Raw genomic sequence first — 18574 nt, 5'->3', positions numbered from 1 at the left:
GGGGCGTACGGACGGCACACACCGTCCGGCGCACGACGCCCCGCGCGCCGGGGCTCACTCGCCCAGACCCGCCAGGTCGCGCAGCCGGCGGCCCTGCGCGGCGCGCTCGGCGACGCGCTGCTCCTCGAACGTCCGGCCGCCCGCCTCGCGCAGCAGGGCCTTGGTCTCGACGACGGCGTCGCGCGGCGCGGCGAGCAGCGCCGCGGCCAGGTCCTGGACGGCGGCGTCGAGCTCCGCGGCCGGCACGACGAGATTGGCGAGGCCCGTGCGCTCGGCCTCCGCCGCGTGGACGGAACGGCCGGTGGCGCAGATCTCCAGGGCGCGCGCATAGCCGACCAGCGACACCAGCGGCTGGGTGCCGGTGAGGTCGGGGACCAGGCCCAGGCTGGTCTCGCGCATGGCGAACTGGGCGTCCTCCGCGCAGACGCGCAGGTCGCAGGCGAGGGCCAGCTGGAAGCCGGCGCCTATCGCATGGCCCTGTACGGCGGCGATGGAGATGATGTCGTTCCGCCGCCACCAGGTGAATGCCTCCTGGTACGTGGCGATCTCGGCGTCGAGGGCCTCGTCCGTGCCACGTGCCAGGTCGAGGAAGGACGGCTCGCCCTCGAAGCCCTCGGGGGTGAACGCCTGCCGGTCGAGCCCGGCGGAGAAGGACTTGCCCTCCCCGCGGAGCAGCACGACCCGCACGCTGCCCGGCAGCAGCCGTCCGGCCTCGGCCAGCGCCCGCCAGAGCGCGGGCGACTGAGCGTTGCGCTTGGCGGGGTTGGTGAGGGTGACGGTGGCTACCGCCTCCTCCACGGTGAGCTGTACGCCGTCCTGGTCGAGCAGGGTCTTACGGGCTGTCATCGGGGCTCCGATCGGCTTCAGTACCGGCAGCTGCAGTCGCTAAGTTAACTGCACAGTAACCACCCGGTCGACTGCTCGACCGACCGGGTGGCACTGCCCGCACCGACGGTGCCCTGGGATGCGTGGCGTCAGGCCGAGGCGGCCTTCTTGCCGCGCGTCGCTCCGCCGCGACCACGAAGGATCACGCCGGACTCGCTCAGCATCCGGTGGACGAAGCCGTAGGAGCGGCCGGTCTCTTCGGCCAGCGCCCTGATGCTCGCACCGGAGTCGTACTTCTTCTTCAGGTCTGCCGCGAGCTTTTCGCGCGCGGCGCCGGTTACCCGGCTGCCCTTCTTCAGAGTCTCGGCCACCCGTGCCTCCTCATGGGAGATGCGCCTCTTGACTCTCATGATCACCCCTACACGGCCTCCTGGCCACCCATTCGACAAGGTCGATGGGATGAGGTTTCGGCGATTTTCCGGGCCGGCAGCGGCTGGAACAGGCAATTCCGAACTGTCCAGCTCGTACGGCCGTACGGGTGGCGGAGCGAATCGGCAGGTCAGGCGGGGCACCGTCGGGAGCCGATGCGAACGCCCCGGCGCATGGCACGGGGCGTGCGCCGGGGCGGTAGGGGGCGCCGTGGTACGAGCCGCCCTCACTCAGATGATGGATCACCTGTCGGCCGAATGATCGGGATCGTACTGATCACCCGGGGAGCCGTTGCCTGTCAGAGGCATATCCAGGCCCTTCCCGGGCCCCGAAGAGACTCCGGAGAGCCCGGGAGAGGCCCCGGAGAAGCCTCGAAGAGAACCGGAGGAAGCCCGGCGGAACCCGGCCGGCACAGGACGCACGACCGGCCGCGGCCGGTCGTGCGCGCCTCGGTCAGGCCAGGGCGACCAGGTCCGCGTAGTCCGGGCCCCAGAGGTCCTCGACGCCGTCCGGGAGCAGGATGATCCGCTCGGGCTCCAGCGCGTCGACCGCGCCCTCGTCGTGCGTCACCAGCACCACGGCGCCCTTGTACGTGCGCAGCGCGCCGAGGATCTCCTCGCGGCTGGCCGGGTCGAGGTTGTTCGTCGGCTCGTCGAGGAGCAGGACGTTGGCGGAGGAGACGACGAGCGTCGCCAGCGCCAGGCGGGTCTTCTCGCCACCGGAGAGCACGCCCGCCGGCTTGTCCACGTCGTCGCCGGAGAACAGGAAGGAGCCCAGCGTCTTGCGGACCTCGACCAGGTCGAGGTCGGGCGCCGAGGAGCGCATGTTCTCCAGGACCGTGCGGTCCGGGTCGAGCGTCTCGTGCTCCTGCGCGTAGTAGCCGAGCTTGAGGCCGTGACCGGGGGTGACCTCACCGGTGTCGGGCTTCTCGGCACCCGCGAGGAGGCGCAGCAGCGTGGTCTTGCCGGCGCCGTTGAGGCCGAGGATGACGACGCGCGAGCCCTTGTCGATCGCCAGGTCGACGTCGGTGAAGATCTCCAGCGAGCCGTAGGACTTCGACAGGCCCTCGGCGGTGAGCGGCGTCTTGCCGCAGGGCGCGGGATCCGGGAAGCGCAGCTTGGCGACCTTGTCGGAGACGCGGACCTCGTCCAGGCCCTTGAGCAGCCGCTCGGCGCGCTTGGCCATGTTCTGCGCGGCCACGGTCTTGGTGGCCTTGGCGCGCATCTTGTCGGCCTGCGAATTGAGGGCCGCGGCCTTCTTCTCGGCGTTCTGCCGCTCGCGCTTGCGGCGCTTCTCGTCGGCCTCGCGCTGCTGCTGGTAGAGCTTCCAGCCCATGTTGTAGACGTCGATCTGGGCGCGGTTGGCGTCCAGGTAGAAGACCTTGTTGACGACCGTCTCGACGAGGTCCACGTCGTGGGAGATCACGATGAAGCCGCCGCGGTACGTCTTGAGGTAGTCGCGCAGCCAGGCGATGGAGTCGGCGTCGAGGTGGTTGGTCGGCTCGTCGAGGAGCAGGATGTCGGCGTCGGAGAAGAGGATCCGGGCCAGCTCGACGCGGCGGCGCTGACCGCCGGAGAGGGTGTGCAGGGGCTGGCCGAGGATGCGGTCCGGCAGGCCGAGGCTGGCGGCGATGGTCGCGGCCTCCGCCTCGGCGGCGTAACCGCCCTTGGTCAGGAACTCCGTCTCCAGGCGCTCGTACTTCTTCATGGCCTTCTCGCGCGTGGCGCCCTTGCCGTTGGCCATGCGCTCCTCGTTCTCCCGCATCTTGCGGAGGACCGTGTCGAGGCCGCGGGCGGAGAGGATGCGGTCGCGCGCCAGGACGTCGAGGTCGCCGGTGCGCGGGTCCTGCGGGAGGTAGCCGACCTCACCGGAGCGGCTGATGGTGCCGCCCGCGGGCATGCCCTGGCCGGCGAGGCACTTGGTGAGGGTGGTCTTGCCCGCGCCGTTGCGGCCGACGAGGCCGATGCGGTCGCCCCTGGCGATACGGAAGGACGCGGACTCGATGAGGACACGGGCGCCGGCGCGCAGCTCGATGCCGGAGGCGGTGATCACGGGAATTACTCCTGGGCGGGTGGACGGCGAGGGGGACGGGTGATGAACACAGCCGCGCGCGGGCGCACCGCAGCGGCCCTGCCAGGGCCTGCGGCGGCGGGCGGGACCGGCCGACGCCGTCTAATGCACGAGGAGGAATGCCATGGGGACCAGTCTAACGGTGGAGCGCAAGCCGATTTCCGGGGGCGGCGGGGAGTGAGCTCCCCGATACTCAGGGTGGGAAGGGCGGTGGCCGCATGCAGTTCGACGACGACGCGGACCTGGACACCTCGCAGGTGCAGGACTCCCGGGGCAGCCGCATCCCGGGCGGCGGGGTGACCATCGGCGGCGGCATCGTGGGCCTGGTCGCACTGGTGCTCGGACTGTTCTTCGGGATCGGCCCGCAGGAGCTCGGGCTGAGCTCCGGGCCCGCCCCCGCGGCGACCTCCAGCACGGACGCGCAGGTCTCCCAGCACTGCCGCACCGGCCGGGACGCCAACACCCGCGAGGACTGCCGGATCGTCGCCGTGGTCAACAGCGCCCAGTCGTTCTGGAGCCAGGAGTTCGCCCGCCGCTCCCGCGCCTACACCCCGGCCTCCACGGTCTTCTTCACCGGGCGGGTGAACACCGGCTGCGGCGCCGCCACCTCGGCCGTCGGGCCGTTCTACTGCCCGGCCGACCGGAAGGTCTATCTGGACCTGGGCTTCTTCGACGAGCTCAAGAGCAAGTTCGGCGCGAGCGGCGGCCCCTTCGCACAGGCGTACGTCGTCGCCCACGAGTACGGGCACCACGTCCAGAACCTGCTGGGCACGCTCGGCCGCTCCCAGGACCGGCGCACCGGCGCCGACAGCAACGCCGTGAAGGTCGAGCTCCAGGCCGACTGCTACGCCGGGGTCTGGGCCCGGCACGCCACCACGACCCCGGAGAAGTCCACCGGCCGGCCGCTGCTCAAGGAGCTGACGCAGGCCGACATCGACGACGGGCTGTCAGCCGCAGCGGCGGTCGGCGACGACCGGATCCAGGAGAAGTTCCAGGGCCGTGTCACCCCGGAGAGCTGGACGCACGGCTCGGCCGCGCAGCGGCAGCAGTGGTTCGGCACCGGTTTCCGCACGGGCGACGTGGCGCGGTGCGACACGTTCCGCTGAGCCCGCAGACCCCGACCCCCAGCGACCCGAAGGAGCGACTGTCATGGCAGACACCCACGCGGGACCGCCCTCCCTCTACCCCACGCTGCTCTACCGCGACCCCAAGGCGGCCATCAAGCAGCTCACCAAGGCCTTCGGCTTCACACAGGCCGCGCTGTACGAGTCCGAGGACGGCACCGTCCTGCACGCCGAGCTCGCCTTCGGCAACGGCATGGTGATGCTCGGCTCGAAGGGCCGGGTCGGGGTGTTCGCCGAGGCGATGGCGGACAACGGGCCGACGGGCGTCTACGCGGTCGTGGCGGACGTGGACGCGCACCACCGCCGGGCGGCGGAGTACGGGGTGGAGATCCTGATGCCGCCGACGGACCAGGACTACGGCTCGCGGGACTACATGGCGCGGGATCTGGAGGGCAACGTGTGGAGCTTCGGGACGTACGTGCCCGGCGGGTGACCGTGGCGCCCGGCCGGGGCCCCGCCGGGGCCCCGGTCCGCGCGCCACGGGCGGGCGGCGTCAGACCCCGCCCGTGTGGACCTGGAAGGCCGCCCTGCGCATCGCCTTGGCCAGGGCCGGGTCCGGGTGGGCGGCGGCCAGGGCCACGAGCACCTGCACGGTGCGGGGGTGCCCCACGGCCCGTACCTCCTCCAGGAGGCCGGGGACCGTGCCCTGCACGGCCGAGTCGAGGTGGCGGACCAGGAGGCGGCTCTCGCCGTGGTCGGCGACGGCCGCGGCGGTGTCCACCCAGAGCCAGGTGGCCTCCTCGCGGGTGAGCACCTCGGCCGCCTGCTCCGGGTCGCGGCCCTCGTGCTCGGCGAGCCAGAGCAGGGCGTACGGGCGCAGGCCCGGCTCGTCGGCGACGGCCCGGACGGCGGGCTCGGCGGCCGCCCCGACGGCGCGCAGCGCCTCGAAGGCCAGGCCCCGCACCAGGGCGTCGTCGCCGCGCGCGGCGTCCAGGAGCTCGTCGAGGGCGCCCCGGGTGGGCCGGGCGGCGAGCCAGGCGCGGTACTCGGCGCGGGCCGGGCCCGGGGTGAGGTCGGCGCAGCCGCGCAGCATGGCCTCGGCGGAGAGCTCGATGTTGCCCGCGGGGCTCTGGGCGGCGACGCAGATCTGTTCGAGCTTGACCCACACCGCCCAGTTGCCGAGGGGGGTCAGCTGGGCCTCGGCGCCGGGGCCGCCGCTGCCGCGCATGACGAGGGCGCCGACGGAGGCGAGGCCCTCCAGCGCCCAGCCGAGCAGCTCCGGCAGCGGGTCGGCGTCACCCGGGCGGGCCGGGTCGGGGGCGGGAGGGGGCACGGGGGTGCCGTAGGGGACCTCGCAGCGCTCGGCGCGGATCTCGGCCACGCGCTGCTGGAGGAGGTCGAGGAGCATCGGGACGGCGACGGGGCCGGCCGACAGGTGCATGACCGACAGCAGCTGCGGGGCGGCCTCGACGACCTCGGCGGCGACGGTCGGGTCGGTGCCGGCGGGCGCCGGGTGGGCGAGGGACCAGGCGTCGAAGAGCGCGACCCAGCCGCGCAGGACGGCGCCGTCGTCGCGGTCCCACGCGGTCAGCCGCCAGCCGGGGCGCGCGGCGTCGCCGTGCAGCTCGACGAGGCCGGCCAGCCGGGCCCGGTCCCAGTCGGACCGCACCTGCCGGGCCGTCAGTCCCAGGGCGGCGGCGGCCCGCTCGGCGGTCGTACCGGCGAGGCCGCCGCCCTCGCCCGGACGTGGCCGGGCGCCGCGGCCGCACTCGTCGGCGGCCCAGCGGGCCACGCGGACGGCGCCGATGAGACCGCATCTGGCCTGCCGGGCGAGTTCCGCCGGGGCCGGGGTGCCGGCGGGTGGGCGGGGCGCCGGTCGGGAGCCACGATTGGCCACGGCCCGGCGGGCAGCGGCGATCGGCTGTCGGGGGACCAGTCTGAGCCGGGAGTCGCGCGGAGTACGGGACGTCACAGGAGCAGTCTTGCCGTTGACGCTCCGAAAACCCAATCGGAATCAACAAGGCGGCCTTCCGCCACCCTCACCGGCCGCTGAATACGGCCTGACCAGGTCTCACATCAGCGGTATGAGGAATCGGCGCAGGGACTCCTCGTAACCGGCCGGGTGGGCATTCCACATCGCGGCGTGGGGGGCGTGCCGGACGGCGTGCAGGTGGATCAGACCGGGGCGGCGGGCGGCGAGTTCGCGGGAGGCGTGCCAGGGCGCGAGGGTGTCGTCGGGGCCGTGCACGATCAGGGTCGGCACGTCGGGGCGCGCCGGGTCGACGGCGCGGGCGAGGGCGTCGGGGTCCAGGCCCGTCCTGCCCTGCGCGGCGCGGACGGCGAGCGGGACCAGCGCGGCGGGCAGCCGGCGGGCGGCGGCGAGGGCGCGCAGCGTGGCGGGCCAGTCGAGGACCGGGGAGTCGAGGACGAGGCCGCCGACGCGGTCGCGCACACCGGATTCCGAGGCCGCGAGGAGGGCCATGGTGGCGCCGGTGGACCAGCCGTGCAGGACGACGTGGCGGGCGCCGTAGCGCACGGCGTAGCGGATGGCGGCGTCGAGGTCGCGCCACTCCGCGGCGCCGAAGCGGCCGATGCCGTCCGGCGACCGGGGCGCGCCCGGGTCGCCGCGGTAGCCGAGGTCGAGGACGGGGAGCCGCTGCCGGTGCAGGAAGGGCATGACGACCATGGGGTGCTCCCGGGTGGTGCCCAGGCCGTGCACGGTGATCACCCAGGTGTCGCGGTCGCCGGGGACGAACCAGGCGGGCAGGGGCCCCAGCTCGCCGGGGACGGCGACGTCGGCGTGGTCGAGGCCGAGGGCGTCACGCGGGTTGCCGAGGTGGACCTGCGGCGTGAGCCACACCCTGGCGCCGGGCTCCAGGACGCCGTGGGTGACGCGCTCCAGGCGGCGCACGACGCAGTCGGCGGGGTGCGGGGCGCCCTCGACGACGGGGCCGACGACGGCGTGCAGGCCGCGCGCGGTCAGGCCGTAGGTGCCGCGCCGCAGCGCGGCGATCGAGCGGGTGAGGGTGACGCGGTCGCCGTCGACGGCGTGGACCGTGAGCGCCGGCTCGCCGGGGAGCGGGCGGCCGGGGACGGGGCGCAGGGCCACGTCGCTCGCGTACCGTCCGGCCGCCACCGCGGCCGCTCCGGCACCTACGAGGGTGGTGACGGCCGTGGCCGCCACTGGACGTACACGCATCCCTTCCAGTGTGGTCCGCCCGAGCCCACCCGGCCAGTGGGCGCGTCCCGGCCCCGCACTCCAGCCCGTCCGGCGTTCCCGCGGTCCAGCCCGCCCGCCAGTGCCCCCACCTCAGCCCGTCCGGCGATTGAGGACATCGGGAAGGGGCGGGCAGGGGAAAGAGCACCCGCCCGCACCCACTACCCGCGCGACCTCCCGTAGCCGCGGAGCTTCTCCGCCGCCGCGTCCAGCTCATCCGGCGTGAGCAGCGAGGGCGTACGCCCCGGGACGCCGGAGGCCGTGAGCCAGAGCCGGCACATCCACTCCAGTTGCGCGGTGCGGTCGTAGGCCTGGTCGAGGCCTGTGCCATATGTCACCGTGCCGTGGTTCCGCAGCAGGCATCCGCTACGGCCGTCGAGCGCCCGCAGCATGTTCGCGGCCAGTTCGTCGCTGCCGTAGAGGGCGTACTCGGCGACTCTCACCGGGCCGCCGAGCAGCCCGGTCAGGTAGTGGACCGGGGGCAGCTCGTCGACGAGGGTGGAGACGGCCGTCGCGTGGACGGCGTGGGTGTGGACGACGGCGCCGGCGTCCGTGGAGCGGTAGACGGCGAGGTGCATCGGCAGCTCACTGGTGGGCGGGAGCCCGCCGAGGACCTGCCGGCCGGCCAGGTCGACGGCGACCGCGTCCCCGGGTCCGAGCCGGTCGTACGGGATTCCGCTAGGGGTCACCAGCACCAGGTCGCCGACCCGCGCGGACACATTGCCCGAGGTGCCGACGACCAGCCCGTCGGCGACGGTGCGCCGTGCCGTGGCCAGGACCTCCGCCCACGCGGTCCGTACGCTTTCCCGATCTTCCATGGGTTCTCGCCTCCGGTTCACGCCACCGCTCCGCCCGTTCCAGTTCACCTTCCGTTCACCAAGGGTCTTTACGGTCGCCGCTGTACTGACCATCGAGCTGATTGCCTGGGTGAATGGAACACATCACGCTTCTCATCGGGATCGTGATCGTCACGGCCTTGGTGTTCGACTTTACGAACGGCTTCCACGACACGGCCAACGCCATGGCCACCACCATCTCCACCGGGGCCCTCAAGCCCAAGACCGCGGTGGCCATGTCTGCGGCGCTGAACCTCGTCGGCGCGTTCCTCTCCGTCGAGGTGGCCAAGACCATCTCCGGCGGGATCATCGACGAGACCGCGGGCATCAGACCTGAAGTGATCTTCGCGGGACTGATCGGTGCCATCGTCTGGAATCTGCTGACCTGGCTGGCCGGCCTCCCCTCGAGTTCCTCGCACGCCCTCTTCGGCGGCCTGATCGGCGCGACCATCGTCTCGGTGGGCTTCGACGCGGTCAACGCCGACAAGGTCGTCATGAAGGTCCTCATCCCGGCGGTCGCCGCCCCGCTGGTGGCCGGTCTGGCCGCCACCCTGGCGACCCGGCTCACCTACCGCCTGGCCAAGGGCCGGGACGAGAAGGAGACCGCCAAGGGCTACCGCACCGGGCAGATCGCCTCGGCCGCCCTGGTCTCCCTCGCCCACGGCACCAACGACGCCCAGAAGACGATGGGCGTGATCACCCTCGCGCTGGTCGCCGGCGGCGTCGTCGCCCCGCACTCCGACCCGCCGATGTGGGTCATCGTCTCCGCGGGCCTGGCCATCGCGGCCGGTACGTACCTCGGCGGCTGGCGCATCATCCAGACGCTCGGCAAGGGCCTCACCGACATCAAGCCCGCGCAGGGCTTCGCCGCCCAGACCGGCGCCGCGACGGTGATCCTCGCCTCCTCGCACATCGGCTTCGCGCTCTCCACCACCCAGGTCTGCTCCGGCTCGATCATGGGCGCCGGCCTCGGCCGCAAGGGCGGCGTGGTCCGCTGGTCGACCGCCGGCCGCATGGTCCTGGCCTGGGGCCTGACGCTGCCGGCCGCGGGTCTGGTCGCCGGTGGCGCGGCCCTCCTGGCCGACCAGGGCGACTGGGGCGTCGCCACCGTCGCCGTCCTCGGCGTGGCCGTCTCCGCCGGCATCTGGCTGGCCTCGCGCCGCAAGCCGGTCACCCACGACAACGTCAACGAGATCGACGCCCCGGAGCCCGCGTCCGCCGAGCCGGCCGGTGTCGTCACCGCCGCGCTCCAGGCCGTCGCCCCGCCATTGGCCGGCCCCCTCTCCCCCGTGGCCGCCGTGGCCCCCGAAGCCGGGCGCGCACCCGCCGCCGCGGCGAGCTAAGGAAGAGACACCATGCAGATCGACTGGGCAGCTCTCGGCCAGGTCTTCGGCGTCAGCCTCGTGGTGACGGTCGGACTGGTCGGCGTGTTCACGCTGGGCATCGTCGGTACGTCCCGCAAGCCGGCCGAGGCCGCCGGCGGCGACGCCGCGGCCACCGAGCCGACGGCGGTCGCGCGGACCGGCGCGTACGCCTGCTTCGCGCTGTGCGCGGCGGCCGTCGGGTACGGCATCTACCTGATCGTCGCCTAGCCTCCCGGGGCGAGTCCCCGACCCCTCGGCCCCGGACGCCGGCCGGGCTGGATCTCCAGCCCGGCCGGCGTTCCGCGTACCGGGCCGCGCCCGCGCCCCGGGAGGCGAACCCCAGCTCAGAGGTGAGTTGACGGCCGTTCACGGCCCATGGTGGACTTCCGGGGCCAAACGGCGACAGCAGAGGAAGCCGGTGCGAGTCCGGCGCGGTCCCGCCACTGTCACCGGGGAGCGTCCTCCACCGAGGGCCACGGTCCGCCTGCCGGACCGGAAGGCCGGAACGACGCCGATCCGGGAGCCAGGAGACTCTGGTCGCCGGTCACGTCGAGCCAGGGCGCGGACCCTGAGTGAGGACACACCCCCATGCCCGGCTGCCGCCGCACCCCCTCCCGCGTCCCACGCGCCCCCCGGCTCCCCTTCCGAGGCGCGACGGCGGCCTGACCGATGCGTCCCTTGCACGCCGATCACCTCGGTTTCGCGTGCGGCGCCGCGCTCGGCTTCCTCGGCGACCTCGCCCTCGGCGACCCCCGCCGCGGCCACCCCGTGGCCGCCTTCGGGAAGGCCGCGCACGCCGTCGAGGAGCGCCTGTGGCGCGACCACCGCGGCTACGGCGCCCTGCACACCCTGCTCTGCGCGGGCGGCACCGTGGCCGGCGCCGCGCTGCTGACCCGCGCCCTGCGCCCCTCCCGCCGCGCCCGCGTGGCCCTGACCGCCGCCGCCACCTGGGCGGTGCTCGGCGGCACCTCCCTGGGCCGTGAGGCGCGCGCCGTCGGCGGCGCGCTGGAGGCCGGCGACCTGGAGGTCGCCCGGGAGCGGCTGCCCCACCTGTGCGGGCGCGACCCGCAGGCGCTGGACGGCCCGCAGATCGCGCGCGCGGTCGTGGAGTCCGTCGCCGAGAACACCTCCGACGCCGTCGTGGGCGCCCTCGTCTGGGGCGCCGTCGCGGGCGTACCGGGCCTGGCCGGCTTCCGGGCCGTGAACACCCTGGACGCGATGGTCGGCCACAAGTCGCCGCGCCACCGGCGGTTCGGCTGGGCCTCCGCCCGGCTGGACGACGTCGTCGGCTGGCCGGGCGCCCGGCTCACCGCCGCCCTGACCGTCCTCGCCGGCCCCGACCGGCGCGGCGCCTGGCGGGTGGCCCGCCGGGACGCGGGCCGGCACCCGAGCCCGAACGCCGGCCCGGTGGAGGCCGCCTTCGCCGGAGCCCTCGGCGTCCGCCTCGGCGGCACCCTCGCCTACGCGGGCCGCGTCGAGCACCGGCCCGTGCTCGGCGGCGAGAACCGCCCGGTGGAGGTCGCGGACATCGAACGCGCGGTGCGCCTCTCGCGCCGGGTGTCGCTGCTGGCCCTGGGCACCGCGATAGCGGCGCGCACGGTGGGCAGCCTTTGCAGCAGGGCCATCACGTCCAGGAGCACGTCCAGGAGGAGCAGCCGGTGACAGCGGACAGGAGCGGGCGTACGGGCCCGCTGGGCGGAGGCCTGCTGGTGGCCGGGACCACCTCGGACGCGGGCAAGAGCGTGGTCACCGCCGGCATCTGCCGCTGGCTGGTCCGCAAAGGCGTCAAGGTCGCGCCGTTCAAGGCGCAGAACATGTCGCTGAACTCGTTCGTGACCCGCGAGGGCGCGGAGATAGGCCGCGCGCAGGCGATGCAGGCCGCGGCCGCCCGCGTCGAGCCGACGGCGCTCATGAACCCCGTCCTGCTCAAGCCCGGCAGCGACCGCAGCAGCCAGGTGGTGCTGCTGGGCAAGCCCGTCGGCGAGCTGAGCGCCCGGGGGTATTTCGGGGGGCCCGGGAGGCCGGACGGCGGCTCCTCCCTGTACGCGGGGCGGCGCGAGCAGCTGCTCGGCACGGTGACGGAGTGCCTGGAGGAGCTGCGGCGCACCCACGACGCGGTGATCTGCGAGGGCGCGGGCAGCCCCGCCGAGATCAACCTGCGGCGCACCGACATCGTCAACATGGGCATCGCGCGGGCCGCGCGGCTGCCCGTCGTCGTGGTCGGCGACATCGACCGGGGCGGCGTCTTCGCGTCCTTCTTCGGCACGACGGCGCTGCTGTCCCGGGCGGACCAGGAGCTGATAGCGGGCTACATGGTCAACAAGTTCCGGGGCGACGTGTCGCTGCTGGAGCCGGGCCTGGACATGCTGCGCGACCTGACCGGCCGCCCGACGGTCGGCGTGCTGCCGTTCGCGCACGGGCTCGGCATCGACGAGGAGGACGGGCTGCGCGTCTCCCTGCGCGGCGCGGTCCGCGAGTCGGTGGTCGCGCCGCCGCACGGCGCCGACGTCCTGCGCGTCGCGGTCTGCGCGGTGCCGCTGATGTCGAACTTCACGGACGTCGACGCGCTGGCCGCCGAACCCGGCGTCGTCGTGCGCTTCGTGGACCGGCCGGAGGAGCTCACCGACGCGGACCTGGTGATCGTGCCGGGCACCCGCGGCACGGTGCGGGCGCTGGCGTGGCTGCGCGAGCGCGGCCTCGCCGACGCGCTCGTACGCCGCGCGGCGGAGGGCCGCCCGGTGCTGGGCATCTGCGGCGGCTTCCAGGTGCTGGGCGAGCGCATCGAGGACGAGGTCGAGTCGAGGGCCGGCACGGTGCCGGGCCTCGGTCTGCTGCCGGTGCGGGTGCGGTTCGCCCGCGAGAAGACGCTGGCCCGGCCGGTCGGTGAGGCGCTGGGCGAGCGCGTCGAGGGCTACGAGATCCATCACGGTGTCGCGGAGGTCCTCGGCGGCGACGAGCCGTTCCTGGACGGCTGCCGGTCGGGCGCGGTGTGGGGCACGCACTGGCACGGCTCGCTGGAGAGCGACGGCTTCCGGCGGGCGTTCCTGCGCCGGGTCGCGGAGGCGGCGGGCCGGGCGTTCGTCCCGGCGCCGGACACGTCGTTCGGGGCGCTGCGCGAGGAACAGCTGGACCGGCTGGGCGACCTGATCGAGGAACACGCGGACACGGACGCGCTGCTGCGGCTGATCGAGGACGGGGTGCCGAAGGGGCTGCCGTTCCTACCGCCGGGGGCGCCGTCCCTGCCCGCGCGGCGGGAACACGGCCCGGACCGTGACGGTCCGCTCGCCCCCGCCCGCGCCGGGCGCGGTGACACGCCGCCGGGTCCGGCGGCCACCGACGTGCCCGGTCGAACCGATTCCCTCGAAGGGGGTAACGCCTGATGGCCTCGGCCACCTACCCGTTCACCGCGATCGTCGGCATGGACGACATGCGGCTGGGCCTGTTGCTCAACGCGATCGCGCCGTCCATCGGCGGCGTGCTCGTACGCGGCGAGAAGGGCACCGCCAAGACGACGACGGTCCGCGGCCTGACGGCGCTCCTGCCGCGGGTCGACGCGGTGCCCGGCTGCCGGTTCTCCTGCGACCCGGCGTCCCCGGACGCCGCCTGCCCGGACGGGCCGCACGAGGACGCGCCGGGCGAGGCCCGCCCCGCCCGTATGGTCGAGCTGCCCGTAGGCGCCTCCGAGGACCGCCTCGTGGGAGCGCTCGACATCGAGCGGGCGCTGGGCGAGGGCGTCAAGGCGTTCGAGCCGGGCCTGCTGGCGGCCGCGCACCGCGGTGTGCTCTACGTCGACGAGGTCAATCTGCTGGGCGACCATCTGGTCGACAGCCTCCTCGACGCGGCGGCCACCGGCTCCTCCTCCGTCGAGCGTGAGGGCGTCTCCGTCCGTCACGCGTCCCGCTTCCTCCTCGTCGGCACCATGAACCCCGAGGAGGGCGAGCTCCGCCCCCAGCTCCTCGACCGCTTCGGGCTGACCGTCGAGGTCGCCGCCTCCCGTGAGACCGAGGAGCGCGTCGAGGTCGTGCGCCGCCGGCTCGCCTACGACGAGGACCCGGCCGCCTTCGCCGCCAAGTGGACGGCCGAGGAGGACGCGCTGCGCGAGCGGATCGCCGCCGCCCGGGCGCTGCTGCCGGACGTGCGGCTGGGTGACGGCGCGCTGCGCCGGATCGCCGCCGTGTGCGCCGGGTTCGAGGTGGACGGCATGCGCGCGGACATCGTGACCGCGCGGGCCGCGACGGCGCTGGCCGCCTGGGCGGGGCGTACGGACGTCACCACCGAGGACGTACGGCAGGCCGCGCTGCTGTCGCTGCCGCACCGGCGGCGGCGTAACCCCTTCGACGCCCCCGGCCTCGACGAGGACAAGCTCGACGAGATCCTGCGGCGGTTCGAGGACGACGAGCCGGAGCCGGAGCCGGAGCCCGAGCCGGAGGGCCCGGACGACGGCGGCCCCGAGGGCGACGGCGGCCCGGACGGCGGTGGCGGCGAGCCCCCGCACGACCCGGAGCTGCCGCCGCAGCGGGAGGAGAGCGCGCCCTCCCCGCAGGAGACGTCCCAGGAGGGCTCGCGGGACACCTCGCGGGAGCCGGCCGGGGAGACCTCTGCGGAGAGCGCTCCCGAGCCGGCGCCCGGCGGTGCCGCGCCCGAGGCGCCGGCCGTCGCCGCCGCGGACCCCTTCCGCGCCCGGAAGTTCGACGTCCCCGGGCTCGGCGAGGGCGCGGACGGCCGCCGCTCGCGGGCCCGTACCGCGCACGGCCGGACGACCGGCGCCCGCCGCCCCCGGGGCACCCTGTCCAAGCTGCACCTGGCGGCGACCGTCCGGGCGGCGGCGCCGCACCAGCGGGCGCGCGGGCGGCGCGGCCCCGGCCTGGTCGTCCGCCGGGACGATCTGCGGGAGGCGGTGCGCGAGGGGCGCGAGGGCAACCTCGTGCTGTTCGTCGTGGACGCCTCCGGTTCCATGGCCGCCCGTAAGCGGATGGGCGCGGTCAAGGGCGCGGTGCTGTCGCTGCTGCTCGACGCGTACCAGCGCCGCGACAAGATCGGCATGATCACCTTCCGGGGCTCGGGCGCCGAGGTGGCGCTGCCGCCGACGTCGTCGGTGGACGCGGGCGCGGCGCGGCTGGAGCGGCTGCCGACAGGCGGCCGGACGCCGCTGGCGGCCGGGCTGCTCCAGGCGCACGAGGTGCTGCGGGTGGAGCGGCTGCGCGACCCCTCGCGGCGCCCGCTGCTGGTGGTGGTGACCGACGGCCGGGCCACCGGTGGCCCGGAGCCGCTGGTGCGGGCGCGGCACGCGGCCCGGCTGCTGGCGGCCGGGGGCACGGCGTCGGTGGTCGTGGACTGCGAGTCGGGTCCGGTGCGGCTCGGGCTCGCGGGCGAGCTCGGGAGCGAGCTGCGCGCCCCGGTGGTGACGCTCGACGAACTGCGCGCGGACAGTGTCTCCGCGCTCGTACGCACCGTACGGAACACGGACTCCAGGAGGGCCGCTTAATGCCACAGGGACAGCCGACCGTCGTTCCCGACGACGGGCTCACCACACGTCAGCGCCGCAACCGGCCGCTGGTGTTCGTGCACACGGGCATCGGCAAGGGCAAGTCGACCGCCGCGTTCGGGCTGGCGCTGCGGGCGTGGAACCAGGGCTGGCCGGTCGGGGTGTTCCAGTTCGTGAAGTCGGCGAAGTGGAAGGTCGGCGAGGAGAACGCGCTGCGCGTGCTCGGCGATTCGGACCAGGGCGGGAGCGTCGACTGGCACAAGATGGGCGAGGGCTGGTCGTGGATCCAGCGGGCCCCGGCCGAGGGTGAGCAGACCAACGAGGACAAGGCCCGCGAGGGCTGGGAGCAGGTGAAGCGGGACCTGGCCGCCGAGACGTACAAGCTGTACGTGCTCGACGAGTTCGCCTACCCGATGCACTGGGGCTGGATCGACACGGACGAGGTGATCGAGGTGCTGCGGAACCGCCCCGGGACACAGCACGTGGTCATCACGGGCCGCAACGCCCCGGAGAAGCTGGTCGACTTCGCCGACCTGGTGACGGACATGTCGAAGGTCAAGCACCCGATGGACACCGGTCAGAAGGGCCAGCGGGGCATCGAGTGGTGAGTACGACCGATTCGCGGATCCCCCGGCTGGTCATCGCGGCCCCGGCCTCGGGCAGCGGCAAGACGACGGTGGCCACGGGTCTGATGCGGGCCTTCGCGGACGCCGGGCTCGCGGTCTCGCCGCACAAGGTGGGCCCGGACTACATCGACCCGGGCTACCACGCGCTGGCCACCGGCCGGCCGGGCCGCAACCTGGACGCGTACATGTGCGGTCCGGAGCGGATCGCCCCGCTGTTCCTGCACGGGGCGGCGGGGTGCGACCTCGCGCTGGTCGAGGGCGTGATGGGCCTGTACGACGGGGCGAGCGGGCAGGGCGAGCTGGCGTCGACGGCGCACGTGGCGAAGCTGCTGAAGGCGCCGGTGGTGCTGGTCGTCGACGCGTCGTCGCAGTCGCGTTCGGTGGCGGCGCTGGTGCACGGCTTCGCGTCCTGGGACCCGGAGGTCCGGGTCGCGGGCGTGATCCTCAACAAGGTCGGCTCGGACCGCCACGAGGCGCTGCTGCGGGAGGCCCTGGAGGAGTCCGGGGTGCCGGTGCTGGGCGCGCTGCGGCGCGTCCGCGCGGTCGACACGCCCAGCCGCCACCTGGGCCTCGTCCCCGTCGCGGAACGCAGCGCGGAGGCGCTGGCCGCGGTGGCGGCGCAGGCGGACCAGGTGCGGCGGGGCTGCGACCTGGAGGGCCTGCTGGCCCTGGCCCGCAGCGCGCCGCCGCTGACGGCGGAGGCGTGGGACCCCGAGACGTCGTCGCGGGCGGGCGTACCGCGGGACGGATCCGACGCGATCACGGATGCGCGCCCGGGCGACGCACCGGTGATCGCCGTGGCCGGCGGCCCGGCGTTCACCTTCTCGTACGCGGAGCACACGGAACTCCTGACCGCGGCCGGCGCCGAAGTGGTCCCCTTCGACCCCCTCCACGACGAGTGCCTCCCCGACCGCACCGCGGGCCTCGTCATAGGCGGTGGCTTCCCCGAGGTGTACGCCCCGGAGCTCTCGGCGAACGAGCCGCTCCGCAAGGCGGTCGCCGACCTGGCCGCGAGCGGCGCGCCGATCGCGGCGGAGTGCGCGGGCCTGCTCTACCTGGCCCGTTCGCTGGACGGCAGGCCCATGTGCGGGGTGCTGGACGCCGAGGCCCGGATGTCGGAGCGGCTCACCCTCGGCTACCGGGAGGCCGTGGCGATCGCGGACACCCCGCTGGCCGCCGCCGGGACCCGGGTGCGCGGCCACGAGTTCCACCGCACGGTGGTGGAACCGGGCGCGGGGGCCGTGCCCGCCTGGGGGTTCACGCACCCGGCGCGCCGGGTGGAGGGGTTCACGAGCGGCGGCGTCCACGCGTCGTACCTCCATGTGCACTGGGCCGGTGCCCCGGGCACGGCGGAGCGCTTCGTGGCGGGCCTGCGGAAGCCCTGACCGCTCCCGGCGGGTTCAGCTCGCGAGGCCCACGACGAGCCAGATGAAGGCCACTCCGGCGACCGTGCAGGCGAGCGTGGAGCGGGCCGGGTGCTGGTGGTGGGCCTCGGGGAGGATGTCCGAGGTGGCGAGGTAGAGCAGGACACCCCCGAAGAAGCCGAGGTAGATGCCGAGGAACTGCTCCGGAAGGGTGAAGAGCAGGGTGGACGCGGCGCCGGCGACGGGCGCGACGGCGTCGGCCGCGAGCATCAGGAGGGCGCGGTGGCGCTGGTTCCCGTACAGGTCGGTGATCGTGTACGTGTTGAAGCCGTCGGCGAAGTCGTGGGCGACGACGGCCACGGCCACGGCGGCGGCCACCCCGCTGTCCACCTGGAACGCGGCGCCGATGGCGACGCCGTCCATGGCGCTGTGGAGGACGAGGGCGGCGGCCGCGGTGAGGCCGACCTGGGGGGCGCGCACCGCGTCGGTCATGCCGTGGTTGGCGCGGCGGACGGCGAGGAGCCGTTCGACGAGGTGGGCGGTGAGGAAGCCGAGGACGAAGCAGAGCAGGGCGACGGGGACGCCGAAGATCTCGCGGTCGGCTGCCTCCAGTGCCTCGGGCAGCAGGTCGAGGCCGACGACGCCGAGCATCAGTCCGCCGGCGAGCCCGAGGATGAGGTGCCGGCGGTCGGTGAAGCGCTGGGCGGCCCACCCGCCGAGGAGTGTCATCAGGAACGCGCCCAGGGCGACGACGACCGGCACGGGCCCTCCACCCTTCTCGCGGCTGCACTGCCTCCGACCTTCCCCTCTCCGGAGCTTGCCACGGTCGCGGCACCGCTGCGCGCACCGCTGTACGTGGGGGTGGGGGCGCGTCGGGGCGTGGCGGCGGCGGAGGTGCTCGCGCTGATCGGGCGGACGCTGGCGGAGGCCGGCCGGGCGCTGGGCGCGGGCGCCCGTCCGGTGGCCCTGGTGACGGCGGAGGCGAAGGCCGGGGAGCCAGGCCTGGTGGCCGCGGCGGCCCGGCTGGAGGTGCCGTTGCGGACGTACGGCGCGGAGGCGCTGGCGGGGGTGGCGGTGCCGGATCCGTCGGCGGCCGTGCTGGCGGCGGTGGGGGTGCCGGGGGTCGCCGAGGCGGCGGCGCTGCTGGCGGCGGGGGCGGGCGGGGCGCTGGTGGTGGGGAAGCGGAAGTCGGCGGGGGCGACGTGCGCGGTGGCGCGGGCGGCGGGGGCGTAGGGGGCGGGAGGTCTGCGGAACCGGGGGTTCTCGCGGGCGGGAGGTTTGCCGGACCGGGGGC

17 protein-coding genes and 1 riboswitch are annotated in these 18574 nt (G+C 74.8%); of the genes, 10 read left to right on the top strand and 7 right to left on the bottom strand.

What is annotated here, in order from left to right; genetic code table 11:
- Positions 1 to 54: 54 nt before the first annotated feature.
- From SMD11_RS25440 to SMD11_RS25430, 3 genes are all read right to left on the bottom strand, one after another.
- A complete protein-coding gene (locus tag SMD11_RS25440) occupies positions 55 to 846 on the bottom strand; it encodes an enoyl-CoA hydratase/isomerase family protein (RefSeq protein ID WP_087928655.1) in 792 nt (263 codons plus the stop codon).
- Positions 847 to 974: 128 nt separating this feature from the next.
- The gene (locus tag SMD11_RS25435; protein WP_030366669.1) at positions 975 to 1196 is read right to left on the bottom strand and encodes a helix-turn-helix domain-containing protein; all 222 of its coding nucleotides are present in this window, start codon (positions 1194 to 1196) and stop codon (positions 975 to 977) included.
- A gap of 511 nt (positions 1197 to 1707) precedes the next feature.
- On the bottom strand, positions 1708 to 3306 hold the full coding sequence (locus tag SMD11_RS25430; protein WP_087928654.1) for an ABC-F family ATP-binding cassette domain-containing protein: 1599 nt from the start codon (positions 3304 to 3306) through the stop codon (positions 1708 to 1710).
- 236 nt (positions 3307 to 3542) lie between these two features.
- Between SMD11_RS25430 and SMD11_RS25425 the strand changes: the two genes are divergently transcribed.
- Together SMD11_RS25425 and SMD11_RS25420 are read left to right on the top strand one after the other, a co-directional pair.
- Positions 3543 to 4430: a neutral zinc metallopeptidase gene (locus SMD11_RS25425; protein WP_087928653.1), complete on the top strand. Its 888-nt coding sequence runs from the start codon at positions 3543 to 3545 to the stop codon at positions 4428 to 4430.
- A 43-nt stretch (positions 4431 to 4473) separates the two neighbouring features.
- Positions 4474 to 4881 (top strand): VOC family protein, encoded by a 408-nt coding sequence (locus tag SMD11_RS25420; RefSeq protein WP_087928652.1) that lies wholly within the window; start codon positions 4474 to 4476, stop codon positions 4879 to 4881.
- Between the two features lie 60 nt (positions 4882 to 4941).
- On the opposite strand, the gene SMD11_RS25415 is transcribed toward SMD11_RS25420, so the two are convergent.
- The 3 genes from SMD11_RS25415 to SMD11_RS25405 all read right to left on the bottom strand — a co-directional run bounded on the left by SMD11_RS25415 (position 4942) and on the right by SMD11_RS25405 (position 8423).
- On the bottom strand, positions 4942 to 6360 hold the full coding sequence (locus tag SMD11_RS25415) for a hypothetical protein (RefSeq protein WP_087928651.1): 1419 nt from the start codon (positions 6358 to 6360) through the stop codon (positions 4942 to 4944).
- A 99-nt stretch (positions 6361 to 6459) separates the two neighbouring features.
- A complete protein-coding gene (locus tag SMD11_RS25410) occupies positions 6460 to 7587 on the bottom strand; it encodes an alpha/beta hydrolase (RefSeq protein ID WP_087928650.1) in 1128 nt (375 codons plus the stop codon).
- A gap of 179 nt (positions 7588 to 7766) precedes the next feature.
- Positions 7767 to 8423 (bottom strand): class II aldolase/adducin family protein, encoded by a 657-nt coding sequence (locus tag SMD11_RS25405; protein WP_087928649.1) that lies wholly within the window; start codon positions 8421 to 8423, stop codon positions 7767 to 7769.
- Between the two features lie 113 nt (positions 8424 to 8536).
- Between SMD11_RS25405 and SMD11_RS25400 the strand changes: the two genes are divergently transcribed.
- The 7 genes from SMD11_RS25400 (at position 8537) to SMD11_RS25370 (ending at position 17301) form a co-directional block, all read left to right on the top strand.
- On the top strand, positions 8537 to 9784 hold the full coding sequence (locus SMD11_RS25400) for an inorganic phosphate transporter (RefSeq protein WP_087928648.1): 1248 nt from the start codon (positions 8537 to 8539) through the stop codon (positions 9782 to 9784).
- A gap of 12 nt (positions 9785 to 9796) precedes the next feature.
- The gene (locus SMD11_RS25395) at positions 9797 to 10033 is read left to right on the top strand and encodes a hypothetical protein (protein ID WP_087928647.1); all 237 of its coding nucleotides are present in this window, start codon (positions 9797 to 9799) and stop codon (positions 10031 to 10033) included.
- 179 nt (positions 10034 to 10212) lie between these two features.
- Positions 10213 to 10339, top strand: a riboswitch (cobalamin riboswitch).
- A 144-nt stretch (positions 10340 to 10483) separates the two neighbouring features.
- Positions 10484 to 11467, top strand: coding sequence for a cobalamin biosynthesis protein (locus SMD11_RS25390; protein WP_087928646.1), 984 nt, complete (start codon positions 10484 to 10486; stop codon positions 11465 to 11467).
- 29 nt (positions 11468 to 11496) lie between these two features.
- Positions 11497 to 13185 carry a cobyric acid synthase gene (locus tag SMD11_RS25385; protein ID WP_234366460.1) on the top strand — a complete coding sequence of 563 codons (1689 nt, stop codon included), beginning with the start codon at positions 11497 to 11499 and terminating at the stop codon, positions 13183 to 13185.
- Entirely contained in the window at positions 13185 to 15290 is a 2106-nt protein-coding gene (locus SMD11_RS25380) for a putative cobaltochelatase (RefSeq protein WP_087928645.1), read from the top strand. Before SMD11_RS25385 ends, SMD11_RS25380 begins: the two co-directional genes overlap by 1 nt.
- The gene (gene cobO / locus SMD11_RS25375) at positions 15290 to 15898 is read left to right on the top strand and encodes a cob(I)yrinic acid a,c-diamide adenosyltransferase (RefSeq protein ID WP_087928644.1); all 609 of its coding nucleotides are present in this window, start codon (positions 15290 to 15292) and stop codon (positions 15896 to 15898) included. Before SMD11_RS25380 ends, cobO begins: the two co-directional genes overlap by 1 nt.
- Positions 15895 to 17301, top strand: coding sequence for a cobyrinate a,c-diamide synthase (locus SMD11_RS25370; RefSeq protein WP_234366160.1), 1407 nt, complete (start codon positions 15895 to 15897; stop codon positions 17299 to 17301). Before cobO ends, SMD11_RS25370 begins: the two co-directional genes overlap by 4 nt.
- A 15-nt stretch (positions 17302 to 17316) precedes the next feature.
- On the opposite strand, the gene SMD11_RS25365 is transcribed toward SMD11_RS25370, so the two are convergent.
- Positions 17317 to 18042, bottom strand: coding sequence for a ZIP family metal transporter (locus SMD11_RS25365; RefSeq protein ID WP_087928643.1), 726 nt, complete (start codon positions 18040 to 18042; stop codon positions 17317 to 17319).
- 93 nt (positions 18043 to 18135) lie between these two features.
- Between SMD11_RS25365 and SMD11_RS25360 the strand changes: the two genes are divergently transcribed.
- Positions 18136 to 18513, top strand: coding sequence for a cobalamin biosynthesis protein (locus SMD11_RS25360; RefSeq protein WP_418952477.1), 378 nt, complete (start codon positions 18136 to 18138; stop codon positions 18511 to 18513).
- Positions 18514 to 18574: the final 61 nt, after the last annotated feature.

Origin of the sequence: Streptomyces albireticuli (assembly GCF_002192455.1) — a bacterium.
Classification (GTDB): Bacteria; Actinomycetota; Actinomycetes; order Streptomycetales; family Streptomycetaceae; genus Streptomyces; species Streptomyces albireticuli_B.
This window is presented reverse-complemented; position numbering and strand designations above follow the sequence as displayed.

What these genes read in the sequence shown, in the direction of transcription:
- SMD11_RS25425 (WP_087928653.1), top strand. Translation starts at nt 3,543, where the DNA reads ATGCAGTTCGACGACGACGCGGACCTGGACACCTCGCAGGTGCAGGAC.
- SMD11_RS25410 (WP_087928650.1), bottom strand. Translation starts at nt 7,587, where the DNA reads ATGCGTGTACGTCCAGTGGCGGCCACGGCCGTCACCACCCTCGTAGGT.
- SMD11_RS25380 (WP_087928645.1), top strand. Translation starts at nt 13,185, where the DNA reads ATGGCCTCGGCCACCTACCCGTTCACCGCGATCGTCGGCATGGACGAC.
- SMD11_RS25405 (WP_087928649.1), bottom strand. Translation starts at nt 8,423, where the DNA reads ATGGAAGATCGGGAAAGCGTACGGACCGCGTGGGCGGAGGTCCTGGCC.
- SMD11_RS25395 (WP_087928647.1), top strand. Translation starts at nt 9,797, where the DNA reads ATGCAGATCGACTGGGCAGCTCTCGGCCAGGTCTTCGGCGTCAGCCTC.
- SMD11_RS25400 (WP_087928648.1), top strand. Translation starts at nt 8,537, where the DNA reads ATGGAACACATCACGCTTCTCATCGGGATCGTGATCGTCACGGCCTTG.
- cobO (WP_087928644.1), top strand. Translation starts at nt 15,290, where the DNA reads ATGCCACAGGGACAGCCGACCGTCGTTCCCGACGACGGGCTCACCACA.
- SMD11_RS25420 (WP_087928652.1), top strand. Translation starts at nt 4,474, where the DNA reads ATGGCAGACACCCACGCGGGACCGCCCTCCCTCTACCCCACGCTGCTC.
- SMD11_RS25440 (WP_087928655.1), bottom strand. Translation starts at nt 846, where the DNA reads ATGACAGCCCGTAAGACCCTGCTCGACCAGGACGGCGTACAGCTCACC.